This is a genomic window from Mycobacterium sp. AT1 (assembly GCF_002043095.1).
Taxonomy (GTDB): Bacteria; Actinomycetota; Actinomycetes; order Mycobacteriales; family Mycobacteriaceae; genus Mycobacterium.
Window position 1 is genome coordinate 99342 of sequence record NZ_MVOC01000018.1, and the last position, 14677, is coordinate 114018.

A 14677-nucleotide genomic window follows, 5' to 3' on the forward strand; every position below is an offset into this window, starting at 1 on the left:
CTGCGACCCCGCGCCAACCCGGTCCCACCGATAGTGCAGCGCGACCGTTCAAGATCGAGTAGGCATGACGTCATGATCGAAGTAACCCTGCTGGGCACGGGCAGTCCGATGGTCGACCCCAACCGCGCCGGACCGGCCACGCTGGTGCGGGCCGGCGGTCAGACCTTCCTGGTGGACGCCGGCCGCGGCGTGCTGATGCGGGCGGCCGCCGTCGGCGTCGGCGCCGCGGACGTCACCGCTCTGCTGCTGACCCATCTGCACAGCGATCACATCACCGATCTCACCGACGTCATCACCACGCGGTGGATCACCACCTTCACCCGCACTCCCCTACGGGTGATCGGGCCGCCGGGAACTGCCGCCGTCATCGAGGCAATCCTTGACGCGCTCGCGCCGGACATCAGCTACCGCATCGGCCACCACGCAGACATCACCGAACCGCCCAGCGTCGAGGTGGAGGAGGTGACCGACGGCGTGGTGTGGGGTCGCGACGGCGTACGAATTTCGGTGGCGCCCACCGATCACCGGCCCGTCGAGCCGACGATCGGCTTCCGCGTCGAATTCGACGGCGCCTCAGTGGTGCTGGCTGGCGACTCGGTGCCGTGCGCCAGCCTCGACGCCTTGTCCGCCGGCGCGGATGCCCTGGTGCACACGGTGATTCGCAAGGACCTCGTTCAACTGGTGCCGAACCAGCGTCTGCGGGACATCCTCGACTACCACTCCTCGGTGGAGCAGGCGGCGAATACCGCAGCTCGGGCCGGCGTCGGAACGCTGATCCTGACGCATTACGTCCCGCCGTTGGCCGCGGGCCAGGAGGACGCTTGGCGGGCGCTGGCGGCCACCGAGTTCAACGGCCCCGTCGAACTCGGCGACGACCTGCACCGCGTGGAGGTAAACGCTAAGCCAGCCGGGTGATCTCGACGATGACGTCGAGGTCGGTCGACCCCTCACCCGAGTAGATGCCCTTGAGCGGTGTGACGTCGTGGTAGTCGCGACCGACCCCCACGCTGATGTACTGCTCGTTGATTTCCTTGTCGTTGGTGGGGTCGTAGTGCCACCAACCGCCCGTCCACGCCTGAATCCAGGCGTGACTCTGACCCTCGATGGTGTCGCCCACCTTGGCCTTGGCATTGGGATGTAGGTACCCCGACACGTAGCGCGAAGGAATTCCCATGCTGCGCAACACGATCAGCGTGAGATGCGCGAAGTCCTGGCAGACGCCCTTGCCCTCGCGGAGCGCGTCGAGACCCGAGGAGTGCACGCCCGTGGTTCCCGGCACGTAGGCGAGCTCCGTGTGCACCCACTGCGCCGCCTCGATGACCGCTTGCTGCGGATCGTGATACTTGGCGATGCGCTCACCGACGCGGGTCAGGCGCCTGCTGGCCGGGGTGAACTCCGACGCCGTGAGGTACTCGTCGAACTTGTCCCTGACCGCAGGGGAATCCAGGTCCTCCCACGTGAGCTTCTCCTCGGGCACCTCGCCCTTGTCGGTCTCCACCACCGAGGAGGCCGTCACCTCGAGTTCGGCGTGCGGGGCGTGCAGGTCGAAAGCCGTTACGGCCGTACCCCAGTAGTCGACGTAGCGGTAGGACCGAGTGGCAGGCACCGTCTCGATGCGGTTGAGGACGACGTTCTGCCGGGAGTCCGATCTCGGCGTCAGCCGGGCTTCGTTGAACGATGCCGTGACCGGCGACTTGTAGGCATAGCCGGTTGCGTGAACCACTCGCATACGCCACATGTCTCAGACCTCGCCCTCTTCGATGACCAGCGAACCGTTGCGACCCGCGTCGGTCCAGGCGACCCACGGTGCCGAGTAGAAGTACTCCTGCGCCAGTGCCTCGCCGACTTCGGCGCAGGTGACCTGCAACGCACCGAGGCGTTCGTCGAGGGACTCCAGCAGCACGCCCGACCTCAGGAACTCCAGCTCGCTGCGAGCGCGGCCGAGCAGACGCTGCGCCTCGGCGGTCGCGCCGACACGGTTGAGCCTGCGATGGTGCAGTTCGTCCAGGCTGTGTTCGGCAAGCCGCAGCGAATACATCACCGATCGCGGGAAGAGTCGGTCGAGCATCATGAACTCGACCACCCGGCCTGCGTCGAGCACACCGCGATAGGTCCGCAGGTACGTGTCGTGCGCACCGGCGGACCGCAGCACCGTCACCCACGCAGGCGACGACGCGCTGTCGCCGACACGCGAGAGCAGCAGCCGCACGATCATGTCGACGCGTTCGATGGCCCGCCCCAGCACCATGAACCGGTAGCCGTCGTCACGGGACAGCGTCGAGTCGGCCAAACCGGCGAACTGCGCCGCGCGACCCTCGATGTACGACAGGAATTCGTGCGGCCCGAGACGCTTGGCGGCGCGTTCCCGTTCCGGCAGCGCGTTGTAGGTCGTGTTGAGGCACTCCCAGATTTCGGTCGAGGTGACTTCCCGTGCGCCGCGGGCGTTTTCGCGGGCCGCAGAGATCGAGTCGACGATCGAGCAGCCACCTTCGGTGTCACGGCTGAACGCGACGAGGTCGGTCAGCGACCACAGGTCGAGTTCGGTCTTCGGCGGTTTGATGCCGAGCACCTTCAGCAACGTGCGCGACGCCTGGTCGGGGTCGACGCTGGAGTCTTCGAGGAGCTGGTGGACGGTGACGTCGAGGATGCGGGCCGTGTCGTCGGCCCGCTCGACGTAGCGGCCGATCCAGTACAGCGATTCCGCGTTGCGTGCGAGCATCAGTTCACCGCCTGCTGCTGTTGTTGCTGCTGCTGTTGTTCCTGCTGACCCTCGAGGGGGCCGAGCGCCTGGGATTGCGTCTGCGTCTGGGCGGGCCCGTCGCCGTTGCGTTCCTTGGTCGGCTTCGTTTTGGGAAGGGCGCGAACGACTTCCGCGGCGGCAAGCTCGCGATCGGCCACCGACGTCCGCGACGCCAGCACCCAGGTGTCCTTGGAACCGCCACCCTGGCTGGAGTTCACCACCAGCGACCCCTCGGGCAACGCAACGCGAGTCAGGCCGCCGGGCAGCACCCACACGTCGTCGCCGTCGTTGACCGCGAACGGTCGGAGGTCGACGTGCCGCGGCGCCAGCTCGTCGCCGATCTGCGTCGGCACGGTGGAGAGCTGCACGACCGGCTGGGCGATCCAGCCGCGCGGATCGGCGCGCACCTTCTTGACGATTGCCGCCAGCTCCTTCTCCGTGGCGCTCGGACCGAAGACGATGCCGTAGCCACCGGAGCCCTCGACGGGCTTGATGACGAGTTCGTCGATGCGGTCGAGCACCTCCTCGCGCTCGTCGTCGAGCCAGCACCTGAAGGTGTCGACGTTGGCAAGCGACAGCTTCTCGCCGAGGTAGTACTCGACGATCGTCGGCACGTAGCAGTACACCAGCTTGTCGTCGCCGACGCCGTTGCCGACGGCGCTGGAGATCACCACGTTGCCGGCGCGCGCGGCGTTGAGGATCCCCGCGACGCCGAGCACCGAATCGGGCTTGAAGTGCATGGGGTCGAGGTACTCGTCGTCGATCCGGCGGTAGATGACGTCGACCTGACGGTCACCCTCGGTGGTCCGCATGTAGACGGTGTTGTCGCGGCAGAACAGGTCGCGCCCCTCGACCAGCTCGACGCCCATCTGCCGCGCCAGCAGCGAATGCTCGAAATACGCGGAGTTGTACACACCAGGGGTGAGCACGACGACGGTGGGATCGGCCTCATTGGAGGCAGCGGCGTTGCGCAACGCGCGCAGCAGGTGCGAGGAGTAGTCGCCGACCGCGCGCACCCGGTGGGTGGCGAAGAGGTTCGGGAAGACCCGTGCCATCGTCCGGCGGTTCTCCATCACGTAGGAGACGCCCGACGGGGACCGCAGGTTGTCCTCGAGCACCCGGAACGTGCCCTGGCCGTCGCGCACCAGGTCGATGCCTGCGACGTGGATGCGCACGCCGTTGGGGGGGACGATGCCCGCCGCCTCGCGGTGGAAGTGCTCGCAGGAGGTGATCAACCGCCGCGGGATCACGCCGTCGCGGAGGATCTCCTGATCGCCGTAGATGTCGTCGAGGAACATCTCCAGCGCCTTGACGCGCTGCTTGATGCCACGTTCCAGGCGTGACCACTCGGCGGCCGAGATGACGCGCGGCACCAGATCCAGCGGAAAGGGCCGCTCCTGCCCCGACAGCGAGAACGTGATGCCCTGGTCGACGAACGCGCGCCCGAGCGCCTCGGACCGGGCGGCGAGTTCGGAGGCGTCCGACGGGGCGAGTTCGGCGAAGATGCCCTTGTACGGGCCGCGCACGTTGCCCTGCGCGTCGAACATCTCGTCGAAGGCCTTGGAATAGTTTCCGACGTTGTTGTAGCCGCCGAAGATTCCGTCGTGACGTTTGGACGATGAGGCGGTCTTGCGACCCGTTCGGGCGCCGTCCGCGGGCAGGGTTCGAAGGCTCACCTGTGACATGCTGCCCCAACTGTCCAATTTCGGCAGGCCAGGCCCCTCCGCTTTGGGGATTTGCCCGCCGCGCTGGTAACCTGACCTGTCGCTGCCCGCCGGGTCTCCTGCCGGGCGCATCCCACTTCAGCTGACATCAGAAGGAACTTACGCGTGGCCAATATCAAGTCGCAGAAGAAGCGCATCCTCACCAACGAGACCGCGCGCCTGCGCAACCAGTCGGTGAAGTCCGCTCTGCGTACGGCTGTCCGCGGCTTCCGCGAGGCGATCGACGCTGGCGAGAAGGACAAGGCTGCCGAGCTGCTGACCACCACCAGCCGCAAGCTCGACAAGGCCGCCAGCAAGGGCGTCATCCACAAGAACCAGGCGGCCAACAAGAAGTCCGCTCTGGCGCAGGCCCTGCACAAGCTCTGAGCTAGTGCCCCCCGGCCAATTCGGCCACCTTCCGCACCGCTGACTCGAGCGCATAGTCCGAGTCGGCGGCTGCGCCCTTGACGTCTGCATTCAAGGCGGCCACCAGGCGCATCGCCTCGGCCACCGAATCCCGCGTCCATCGCCTCGACTGCCGCTGCACCTTCTCGACTCGCTTCGGAGGCATTCCCAGTTCGCTGGCCAACTGGTACGGACTTCCCGACTGCGGCCCGATGCGGGCGATGGCGTGGACGGCTTCGGCCAGCGCATCGGCGAGCACGACGTGCGGCTCCCCGCTGATCATCGCCCACCGCAGGGCTTCGGCCGCACCCGAGACGTCACCTGACACCGCCATGTCGGCGATGTCCCATCCCTTCACCTCGGCCTTGCCGGAGTGGTACCGCCGCACCGCTGCTGCGTCGACCTTGCCGTCGGTGTCGGCGACCAGTTGAGAGCACGCCGCCGCCAGTTCCCTGACGTCGGAGCCGACGGCGTCCACCAACGCGGTGACCGTCTCGTCGGACACCTTCACCTTGAGGTCGCGGAACTCGCGTCGCACGAAGTCGACGCGTTCGTTGGGCCACTTGATCTTGGCGCACGGGTATACCTCGGCCCCCAGCTTCTTCAGCTGATCGGCCAGCGCCTTGGCCCGGCCGCCGCCCGAGTGCACGACGACCAGAACGGTGCCCGGCTGCAGGTCCCCAGCCGCGTCGGCGATCAGTGCCGCCGCGTCCTTGCCCGCCTCGGCCGCCGCCTCGAGTACCAAGACGCGTTCGTCGGCGAACAGTGACGGGCTGAGCAGTTCGGCGAGCTCGTTGACGCTGACCTCGCCCGCACGCATGCGGTCGACGGGCACGTCATGGGTGCCGGCCTCCTTGCGGGCGATCCGCAGCACCGCGGCGATGGCGCGGTCGACGAGCAGATCTTCATCGCCAAGGACGAGGTGCAGTTGGCTCACGCCACGATGGTGTCACGCCGCACCGACGGTCCACGCCACCAGGCACACCCCGGCCCCGACGACCGCGATGCGCCCCCACTTCCATCGCCACAGTGCCACCGTGGCCAGGCCCGCGATCGCCACGGTCACCACCCCCGGCCACCCGGACGGGGTGGTCACCACCGCGCCGGGCAGCGCCGACGCCCACGACGCGACGTGGGTCAACCACCACAGCTCGGGGCCGGTGAACCGGATCATCAGCTCGGCCGCGGCGGGCCACGGCGCCGTCAGCACCGCCGCGCCGGTCCCGATCACCGTGATCGGCGGAATCACCACGGCGACGGCGAGATTCGCCAACACCGACACCATGCTGAAGGTGCCCGACATGCCGGCCACCAGTGGCGCCGTGACGAGCTGCGCCGCGGCGGCGACGCTGACCGCCGCCGCCAGCGGTTGCGGCCAGCCTCGGTCGACCAGGCGGCGTGCCCACACCGGAGCCACGACGACCAGTGCGGCGGTCGCCGACACGGACAGCGCGAACCCGACGTCGACTGCGAGTTCGGGTGCGGCCACCAGAAGCACCAGCACGCAGGCGGACAACGCGGGGATCGCCTGCCGTCGGCGCTTCGACAGCACGGCGAACAGAGCGATGGACCCCATCACCGAGGCTCTCAGCACGCTGGCCGACGGTTGCACCACCACGACGAACGCGATCAACGCCACCGCGGCGAGTACCACCGCGACCCGTGGCCCGACCAGCCCCGCCGTCAACAGCACCGCACCGCAGACGATGGTGACGTTGGCACCCGAGACCGCGGTCAGATGGGTCAACCCCGCGGCGCGAAACTCGTCCTGCACGTCCTCGCCGAGAGCGGAGGTGTCTCCAAGCACCAGTGCGGGCAGCATCGCCGCCTGCTCGCCGGGCAGCACCGTCCGCGCCGCCTCGGCGAACCGGGCGCGGACGTCGGCGGCCGCCCGCTGTACCAGGCTCGCCGTTCCCCACCTCGGGGCGCCGGTCGCGGTCAACACCGCCACCGACAGGTCGCGCCGCATCGGACGCGAGATGTGAGCGCGGAACGCCGCGGGCCTGCCCGCCGTGACGTCGCCGTAGTCGACGCCAGATGCGAAGACGACGACGCGACCGGCGGTCTGCTGCCCGTCCAGCGACACGAGCTTGGCGCGGAACATCATTCGCATGCCACGCAGGACGCGTGGCGACTCGCTCGGCGTCACCACCACCGCCGCGGTCGTGCCGTACCGGGACACGATCGGATGGTGCTCGGCGTCGTCGACCCGCAGTCCGACGGCGACCGCGAAGGCGAGGCCGACCGCCGCCACGGCGACCACGGCCGGCCAGACCATGCGCAACCGCCACGCGATCAGCGCAGCCACGAGGACGGCCACCGCCGCGACCACCATTGCCGCCGTCCCACCCCACACGATGCCTGCCGCGGCGACCGCCCAGCTGGTCAGCGCGCTGGGCACCAGGCGGACGTCGGGGACGGTGGCGACCATGGGGGACGTCACAGCGGACGTCACACCCGGACCAGGCCGCGCAGCTTCTCCAGACGCGCGGGGCCGATACCCTCGACCTCGCCGAGTTGGTCGACGCCCGCGAACGAGCCGTTCGCATCCCGCCACGCGACGATCGCCGCCGCCGTGACCGGACCGACCCCGGGCAGGGCGTCCAACTGCTCGAGCGTCGCGGTGTTCAGGTCGACGAGTTCCCCTGGAGCCGAAGCCTTCTCGCCTGCCTGCGGCGTCGGTGCCGCGCCCGTCGGCGAGGTGATTGAACTGCCCATCGCCGGCGGTGCGCCCAGTGGCGACGACAGACCGACGACGATCTGCTCGCCGTCACCCACCCGGCGCGCCATGTTCAGTCCGACGAGGTCGGCACCGTCGAGCGGGCCGCCGGCGGCGGAGAGTGCGTCGGCGATGCGGGCACCGGCGCCGAGGGTCACCAAACCGGGTTGGTGCACGAGCCCCACGACGCTGACGGTGACCTCGCCGTTGGCAGGTGCGACCGGTGCCGTGGACGACACCATCTGCACCGGAGGCAGTTTCGCCGACGTGATGGCGGGCCCGTCGTCGCGGGTGAGCGTGAACACCGTCACCAGGACGGCGACGGCGCCGACGATTCCGAGGCCGACGACGCCCGCGCGTCCCGGGTCGGCCCGAACCGTGGCAAGCCATCCCGCCGCCTTGCCCGAGGTGGCCTCGGGAAGCCAGCGCGACAGCGACGTGTCGGACTCCTCGCCGTCGGGGGTGCCTCCAGCGGCCTCCTCGTCGAGCACGCGTGCCCCGGAGAGTCGACGTTCCGCCTCGAGGATCGGTCGTTCGGTGCGCATGCCGTGACGGTAGGGGTGGCCGTGGACGTCATCGCCCCGCCAGCCGGCCAATCGTCACGGGCTGTGGATGAAGTGGGATCTGTGGATTACTGCCAACCGTCGGGGCGCCAGCACACCCAGTCGATCTCGACGAGCGCACCGACCGCGAGCCCGGTCACCCCGACGCAGGTCCTGGAGGGCAGCCGGTCCGGAAACCAGGCGGCGTAGGCCGCGTTGAACGCCTCGTAGTCGTCCCAGTCCATCAGGAACGCGCGGACCGACACGACGTCGGCCAGCCCACCTCCGCATAGCTCGGTGACGCGCAACAGGTTGCGTAGCACCTGGTCGGTCTGGGCGGCCACCTCGGTGCCGACGACGGCGCCGTCCACCCCGGTCGGCATCTGGCCGGTCACGTAGAGCGTCTGCCCCGCGGCGGTGGCGTGGACGAAGGGGGCGACGCCCGGCGGCACGCCGTCGGCGGGAGTGAAGGTGAATGCGCGAATGCCGGTCATCCGGCGACCCGCCAACTCGGGAAGCACCGCTTGTCGATCCGGCCGTGCACTCCCTGGCGTTGATCGACGACCTGGGTGACCGTGAAGTCGACGGCGACCGACATGAACGAGTACGCGTCCGCAGCCGTCAGACCGAAATGCTCTTGCAAGACGTCGAGAGTTCTCACCGCGGCGGCCTTCATCGCTTCGTCCAGCGTGTCACCGAACCCGTGCACCACCAGGTCCGTCGACGTCTCGAGCACCGGCACCGTGAACGGCAGATCCCGGCGAATGGTCACGCGCAACAGTCCGTTCAGCGACGCCTCCAGTGCAGTCCCGCTGACCTCACCGTCGCCCTGCGAGACGTGTGGGTCCCCAACTGACAGCAGCGCGCCGTCCACCTGGACGGGAAAGTACATTCGTCCACCCGCTCCGATCCGCCAGTCGTCGACGTTGCCCCCATGATCGCCGGGCGGCACCGACGACACCCGCAGCGGCTCGGCGGGCGCAACCCCCATTGTGCCGAAGTGCGGCCGTAGTGGGATGACCACACCTGGCAACGCAGGCTCACGGGCCGCGGCGTCAGGGGGCACGATCGTGCCCGGCTGGTCGGCCAGTGGAGTCGTGGTCCAGTCGTAGCCGAAGACCGCACGTCCGAGCAGTGCGTCGGGGTCCAGTTCGTAGATCGTGACGCGTTCGCCAGGAAGTACGTCGTAGAGGTGGCCCCAGTGTGCGGCGAGGTTCGAGCCATGTGGCAGCCGCGGAACGGCTTCCAAGATGTCGACCTGCAGGACGTCCCCCGGTCGGGCACCCTCGACGGCGATGGGGCCGGTGAGCAGGTGCGGTCCCGGCCCTCGGTCGAGGACGGAGGCGAACACTGCCGCGATGCCGTCGTCCATCAGCAAGTCGGGAGCGTCGCCAGCGTGATGGGTCAGCGTCTCGATCTGGATCAAGTCACCGGAGGCCACGACCACTGCCGGGGGCAACCGCGGATCGAAGAAGCCCCAGTGCACCGTCGACGGCGTGGCGGGCAAGAAGTGGTGCATCCGGCGATCATGCCAGCGGACGACCGCCACGGCGCGGCGACGAAGTCGAGGATTCGCCCCGCTGGTGGACACCTCGCGAATAGTGTCCACTCATGACTTCGACGACCAATCGGCCGCTCCGGGTGATCCAGTGGACCACCGGCAACATCGGGAAGCGTTCGCTGCACGCCATCATCGGCCGCGACGACATGGAGCTGGTCGGGGTGTACGCCCACGGCGCCGACAAGGTGGGGGTCGACGCCGCCGACCTCGCCGGGCTCACCGAGCCCACGGGAGTCACCGCGACCGACGACGTCGACGCCCTCATCGCCCTGAAGCCCGACGCGTGCTGCTACAACCCGCTGTGGCCCAGCGTCGACGAGCTGGTCCGTCTGCTCGAGGCGGGCGTCAACGTCTGCTCCAGCGCCGCCTGGATCACCGGCGGCAAGCAGAGCCCCGATGACCGGGAGCGAATCGAGAAAGCTTGTATCGCAGGCAATTCCACGATCTTCGGCAGCGGCGCCCACCCCGGCATGACCAACATGGTGGGGATGGTGCTCTCGGGCGCCTGCGAAGACGTCGACCAGATCCGGATCACCGAGTCGGTGGACTGTTCGACCTACGAGTCGGCGGGCACCCAGGCGGCCATGGGCTTCGGCCAGGACCCGGAGACGCCGGGGCTCGCCGAGAGCGTGCGACGCGAGAGCGAGGTGTTCGCCGAGTCCGCGGCGATGATGGCAGACGCGATCGGCGCCACCCTTGACCGGCTGACCTTCGACGTCGAGTTCACCACCGCCACGGGCGATTCCGACCTCGGCTTCATGACGATCCCCAAGGGCACCGTCGCTGGCGTCTTCGGCTATCACCGAGGCTGGGTCGGCGAGAAGAACGTCGTCAGCGTCGGATTCAACTGGACGATGGGCGATCACGTCACCCCACCCAAGCCGCTGGAACACGGTCACGTCATCCAGGTGTTCGGCACGCCCAACATGCGTACCGTGCTGCATTGCCTGCCGCCCAAGGAGTGGACCGAGCCTGGCTTCATGGGTCTCGGGATGATCTACACCGCGATGCCGGTGACCAACGCCGTGCCCGCGGTGGTCGCCGCGGCGCCGGGGATCGTCACCCTCAAGGACCTGCCGCCCGTCACCGGACGCGCGCGGCGAGCGTGACCACACCCGCACCGTCCAGGTCGGCCAGCGCGTCGGGGCGGCCGGCCATGACCATCAACAGCGCCTCGCCGGTGCCGCGCACCTCGAGGCCCTTCCCGTGCGACCAGCCGACGTCGGTGGCGACGAGCCGCACCCCGCGGGCGCGCCACGCACCGCGAATCGTCGGCGCGTAACGGACGAAGTCCAGCGCCGCGCACAGACGCTCGGCGGGAATCCGACGGGGCAGCCGCAGCGGCCGCCGGATGTCTTGCTGGTGAATCATGTTGTCGGTCAGCGCAACCCGGCCGCCAAAGGCGCCACCGAGACCGTGGGGTTCGGCGTTGTCCCGCAGGATGCCGACGAGTCGATCGGTCGGGTGTTCGGCCAGCGCGGCGACCGCGAGAGCGTTGATCCGGTCGGTCTGCAGCCTGCCCTTGACGAACCGTGTCGCCAACTCGCGCGCCGTCAGGCCTTCGAAGCTGACGCAGTGAGCCACGACGTCGCGCACCGACCACCCCGCGCACAGCGACGGGTGGTTCCACTGCTCGGGCGTCAGACCGCTCAGGAAGTCGGCGAACTCCTCGCGCTCCCCGCGAGCCAGATCCAGTGGTGTCACTGCGCCTCCTCAGTCGTCCAGCGTCACGCAGACTCCGATCGCTCCGCCGCCGACGTGCACGGAGAGCACCGGACCCATGTCGGTGACGGACATCGAATTCACCTGTGGCAGCCGGGTGGTCAGCGCCGCCCCGATCTCTGCGGCGCCGTCGTGGTTGTCGACGTGGTGCACGGCGAGCGTCGCCGGATGGTCGCCGACGACCTCGGCCACCGCGTCGACCAGCGCGGCATGCGCCTTGGACACCGTGCGGATGCGCTGGGACAGCACCAACCGGCCGTCCACGTCGAGGCACAGCAGCGGCTTCAGTGACAGCGCCGTACCCAACCACGAAGCGGCAGTGCCGATCCGGCCACTGCGCCGCAGGTTGTCCAGCTTATGGACGACGATGAACGCATGACCGCGGGGCACCGCCGCTCGCGCCGCGGACTCGACCGCGTCGAGGTTCCCTCCGTCGGCCGCCGCCCGCGCCGCGGCCAGCGCGACGAACCCGACACCGGCTGCCGCCGACCGTGAATTCACCACGCGCACAGCAGAACCGAATTCGCGTGCCGCCCCGACGGCCGAGCTGAACGTGCTCGACAGCGCCGCGGACAGGTGCACCGCGACGACGCCGTCACCGCCGCTGTCGGCCAACGCTTGCCGGTAGACCTCCGACAGGTCGGCAGGCGTGGCACCTGCGGTCGTGGCGTGCGGCTTGTCGTGGACGTCGTAGGGCACGTCGTCGACTTGGTCGAGCAGGTCAAGGCCGTCGACCAGCACGTGCAGCGGAACCTGTCGAATCCCCCACCGCTGCATCAGGTCTGGGTCCAACCTGGCCGACGAGTCGGTGACCACGATGACCGCCACGCTCAGCCGCCCGAGTCCACGGTCGTCACGCCCGCCTCGGCGAGACCCTTGATCATCAGGTCGGCCACCGCTTGGTGCGCCTCGAAGTTCCAGTGGATGCCGTCGGGGTTGCCGCGACCGCTCATCACCTCGTCGCCCACCGCCGCCTTGAGGTCGACGATCGGCACGCCGTGCCGACGTCCCCAGTCGGTGATCGCGGTGACCGTGGCGTCGCGCCATCGGTGGGACTTGCCGTAGGTCTCGGCAACGTGGACCGACGGGATACACGCGACGAACGGGATGCCCGGTCGGTTGAAGTCGATTGCGGCGCGGGTCTGTTCGAGGTAGTCCGCGCTCAGATGGGCGGGCAGCGCCGGCCTGGCCACCGGTGACAACCTCGGCTGCACCCAGCCGTATCCGTCGCGCGCCCACCGGCGAAACAACGGCGGCCGCACGTAGCGGATCAGCTCGCGAACGGCGGTCGGCAGCGGCGACGGCAGTGAATCCATCCCGCACGTCGCGAAGACCACCGCGCCGGCTCGCGGCAGCGCCGCCCAAGAGCGCGGATCCTGGATCGCCGCCCACCAGACGTCACGGCACGTCCAACCGATGCGTCCAATCAGCTCCAGATCCCAATCGAGTTGGGAGGCAACGATGTTCGGCCAGATCCGCGGGTCGTCGGCAGGTAGCCCGCCGTTGGGCCCGTAGTAGGACAGCGAGTCGCAAAAGACGAGCAGTGTCTTCCGAGGCAACTCGCTAGAGGACATCGTTGGCGACCTGGGCCGAGGCGTTCCACACGTCAAGCCGCCATCGGACGTCCCGCGGCGCCGCGTCGTCGTCGGAATGTCCGGACAGCTGCACCCAACTCGCGTTGCCCATGCCGCCGAGCACCGGCCAGTTGTCCACCGGCAGGTCCAGCAGTGCGGCCGTCAGCGCGGCGATCAGCCCACCGTGGGCCACCAGGACGACCGGCCGGTCCGAGGCACCCCCGGCGCCTGCGGAGCCCCAGTCGCCGAGCCCGGTGAGGAGTTCCTCGACCACCGGCATGCTGCGCTCGGCCACGTCGACCCGGCTCTCGCCGCCGTGCGGAGCCCACCTGGCGTCGTCGCGCCACGCGAGGCGAGCCCCCGGCGCGACGTCGTCCACCTCGAGGTGGGTCAGGCCCTGCCAGTCACCGAGGTGCGTCTCGCGAAGCCTGGTGTCGACGGACACGTCCACTCCGCTGAGCTCGGCGAGCGCCGTCGCGGTGTCGAGCGCACGGCGCAGGTCCGAGGACACGATCGCCAACGGCTCACGCTTGGCCAGCACCTCGGCGGCCGCGGCTGCCTGTTCCCGGCCGAGGGTGCTCAGGTCGGTGTCGAGTTGGCCCTGCATGCGGTTGCCTGCGTTGTACTCCGTCTGGCCGTGGCGCAGCAGCACCAGGCGGCGCACCTTCACTGGGGGCCGTCCAGGTCGACGGGGATCACCGGGCAGTCCCGCCACAGCCGGTCGAGGGCGTAGAAGTTGCGCTCGTCCTGATGCTGAATGTGGGCCACGATGTCGATGTAGTCGAGCAGCACCCACCGACCCTCGCGCGTGCCTTCGCGGCGGGCGGGCTTGTACCCGGCCAGCCGCATCTTCTCCTCGACCTCGTCGACGATCGCGTTGACCTGCCGGTCGTTGGACGCCGAGGCGACGACGAAGCAGTCGGTGATGACGAGCTGGTCGGAGACGTCGATGACGACGATGTCGTCGGCGAGCTTGGCCGACGCCGCCTTGGCGGCGATGGTGGCCATGTGGATGGCTTCTGCATTGGCGGTCATGCGTGGTGTTCCTTTGTCGCGTGAGCTGTCGCGGGATAGAGACCGCGCTTGGTGACGTACTGGACGACGCCGTCGGGTACCAGGTACCAGATGGGTCTGCCGAGTTCTGCTCGCCTTCGGCAGTCACTCGACGAGATCGCCAAGGCAGGGACTTCGACGAGTTTGAGCGAGCCGGCGGGCAGTTCCTTCATCGCGGCCTCGATGTGTTCGGCGTCGAGTTCGTAGCCGGGCCGGCTGACGCCGATGAAGCGCGCCAGGGAGAAGAGGTCTTCCCAGTTCTGCCACGACAGGATCGAGCCGAGGGCGTCGGCCCCGGTGATGAAGTACAGGTCGGCGTCGGGATTGAGCGCGGCGAGGTCGCGCAGCGTGTCCTTGGTGTAGGTGGCACCACCGCGGTCGATGTCGACCCGGCTGACCGAGAAGCGCGGGTTGGCCGCGGTGGCGATGACCGTCATCAGGTAGCGGTCCTCCGCGGCGGTGACCGTGCGATCGCGTTTCTGCCAGGGCTGACCGGTGGGGACGAAGACGACCTCGTCGAGGGCGAACAGGTCGGCCACCTCACTGGCCGCGACGAGGTGGCCGTTGTGGATGGGATCGAACGTGCCGCCCATCACCCCCAGCCTGCGTCGAGTCACGAATAGGCAGCTTACGGGAGCGATCGACGACGCCATCCTTC

The 14677-nt window shown here is 69.0% G+C and carries 17 protein-coding genes; 3 read left to right on the forward strand and 14 right to left on the reverse strand.

The genetic code is table 11. The annotated features are described in order from the left end of the window. Positions 1–72: 72 nt before the first annotated feature. Entirely contained in the window at positions 73–915 is an 843-nt protein-coding gene (locus B1790_RS10090; protein WP_079923071.1) for a ribonuclease Z, read from the forward strand. On the opposite strand, the gene B1790_RS10095 is transcribed toward B1790_RS10090, so the two are convergent. The 3 genes from B1790_RS10095 to B1790_RS10105 are packed head-to-tail and all read right to left on the reverse strand — an operon-like array spanning position 899 to position 4425. Next, positions 899–1738: a transglutaminase family protein gene (locus tag B1790_RS10095; RefSeq protein WP_079923072.1), complete on the reverse strand. Its 840-nt coding sequence runs from the start codon at positions 1736–1738 to the stop codon at positions 899–901. The genes B1790_RS10090 and B1790_RS10095 overlap by 17 nt on opposite strands. Before the next feature lie 3 nt (positions 1739–1741). After that, positions 1742–2719 carry an alpha-E domain-containing protein gene (locus B1790_RS10100; protein WP_079923073.1) on the reverse strand — a complete coding sequence of 326 codons (978 nt, stop codon included), beginning with the start codon at positions 2717–2719 and terminating at the stop codon, positions 1742–1744. Beyond that, the gene (locus B1790_RS10105) at positions 2719–4425 is read right to left on the reverse strand and encodes a circularly permuted type 2 ATP-grasp protein (RefSeq protein ID WP_079923074.1); all 1707 of its coding nucleotides are present in this window, start codon (positions 4423–4425) and stop codon (positions 2719–2721) included. The genes B1790_RS10100 and B1790_RS10105 overlap by 1 nt, the downstream gene beginning before the upstream one ends. Before the next feature lie 144 nt (positions 4426–4569). Between B1790_RS10105 and rpsT the strand changes: the two genes are divergently transcribed. Beyond that, positions 4570–4830, forward strand: coding sequence for a 30S ribosomal protein S20 (rpsT, locus tag B1790_RS10110; RefSeq protein ID WP_079923075.1), 261 nt, complete (start codon positions 4570–4572; stop codon positions 4828–4830). Between the two features lies 1 nt (position 4831). Here rpsT and holA read toward each other — a convergent pair whose 3' ends face one another. The 5 genes from holA to B1790_RS10135 all read right to left on the reverse strand — a co-directional run bounded on the left by holA (position 4832) and on the right by B1790_RS10135 (position 9628). Then, the gene (holA, locus tag B1790_RS10115) at positions 4832–5776 is read right to left on the reverse strand and encodes a DNA polymerase III subunit delta (RefSeq protein WP_198951970.1); all 945 of its coding nucleotides are present in this window, start codon (positions 5774–5776) and stop codon (positions 4832–4834) included. 21 nt (positions 5777–5797) lie between these two features. After that, positions 5798–7279 (reverse strand): ComEC/Rec2 family competence protein, encoded by a 1482-nt coding sequence (locus tag B1790_RS10120; RefSeq protein ID WP_079923077.1) that lies wholly within the window; start codon positions 7277–7279, stop codon positions 5798–5800. A gap of 20 nt (positions 7280–7299) precedes the next feature. Then, entirely contained in the window at positions 7300–8112 is an 813-nt protein-coding gene (locus B1790_RS10125) for a helix-hairpin-helix domain-containing protein (RefSeq protein ID WP_079923078.1), read from the reverse strand. 86 nt (positions 8113–8198) lie between these two features. Continuing rightward, positions 8199–8603 carry a RidA family protein gene (locus tag B1790_RS10130; protein WP_079923079.1) on the reverse strand — a complete coding sequence of 135 codons (405 nt, stop codon included), beginning with the start codon at positions 8601–8603 and terminating at the stop codon, positions 8199–8201. Beyond that, entirely contained in the window at positions 8600–9628 is a 1029-nt protein-coding gene (locus B1790_RS10135) for an acetamidase/formamidase family protein (RefSeq protein ID WP_079923080.1), read from the reverse strand. The genes B1790_RS10130 and B1790_RS10135 overlap by 4 nt, the downstream gene beginning before the upstream one ends. 92 nt (positions 9629–9720) lie before the next feature. On the opposite strand from B1790_RS10135, the gene B1790_RS10140 reads away from it, so the two are divergent. Next, positions 9721–10779 (forward strand): dihydrodipicolinate reductase, encoded by a 1059-nt coding sequence (locus tag B1790_RS10140; protein WP_079923081.1) that lies wholly within the window; start codon positions 9721–9723, stop codon positions 10777–10779. Here the strand turns inward: B1790_RS10140 and B1790_RS10145 are convergent. From B1790_RS10145 to nadD, 6 genes are read right to left on the reverse strand one after another with little or no spacing between them, the layout of a single operon-like run. After that, positions 10754–11365, reverse strand: coding sequence for a maleylpyruvate isomerase family mycothiol-dependent enzyme (locus B1790_RS10145; RefSeq protein WP_079923118.1), 612 nt, complete (start codon positions 11363–11365; stop codon positions 10754–10756). The two genes, B1790_RS10140 and B1790_RS10145, sit on opposite strands and share 26 nt — an antisense overlap. 18 nt (positions 11366–11383) lie before the next feature. Continuing rightward, entirely contained in the window at positions 11384–12220 is an 837-nt protein-coding gene (locus tag B1790_RS10150; protein ID WP_079923082.1) for a DegV family protein, read from the reverse strand. A gap of 2 nt (positions 12221–12222) precedes the next feature. After that, positions 12223–12966: a diglucosylglycerate octanoyltransferase gene (gene octT / locus B1790_RS10155; RefSeq protein ID WP_079923083.1), complete on the reverse strand. Its 744-nt coding sequence runs from the start codon at positions 12964–12966 to the stop codon at positions 12223–12225. Beyond that, positions 12956–13636, reverse strand: coding sequence for a glucosyl-3-phosphoglycerate phosphatase (gpgP, locus tag B1790_RS10160; protein ID WP_079923084.1), 681 nt, complete (start codon positions 13634–13636; stop codon positions 12956–12958). The genes octT and gpgP overlap by 11 nt, the downstream gene beginning before the upstream one ends. Then, positions 13633–14001 (reverse strand): ribosome silencing factor, encoded by a 369-nt coding sequence (rsfS, locus tag B1790_RS10165; protein ID WP_079923085.1) that lies wholly within the window; start codon positions 13999–14001, stop codon positions 13633–13635. The genes gpgP and rsfS overlap by 4 nt, the downstream gene beginning before the upstream one ends. Next, on the reverse strand, positions 13998–14621 hold the full coding sequence (gene nadD, locus B1790_RS10170) for a nicotinate-nucleotide adenylyltransferase (RefSeq protein WP_255407260.1): 624 nt from the start codon (positions 14619–14621) through the stop codon (positions 13998–14000). Before nadD ends, rsfS begins: the two co-directional genes overlap by 4 nt. Positions 14622–14677 lie beyond the last annotated feature (56 nt).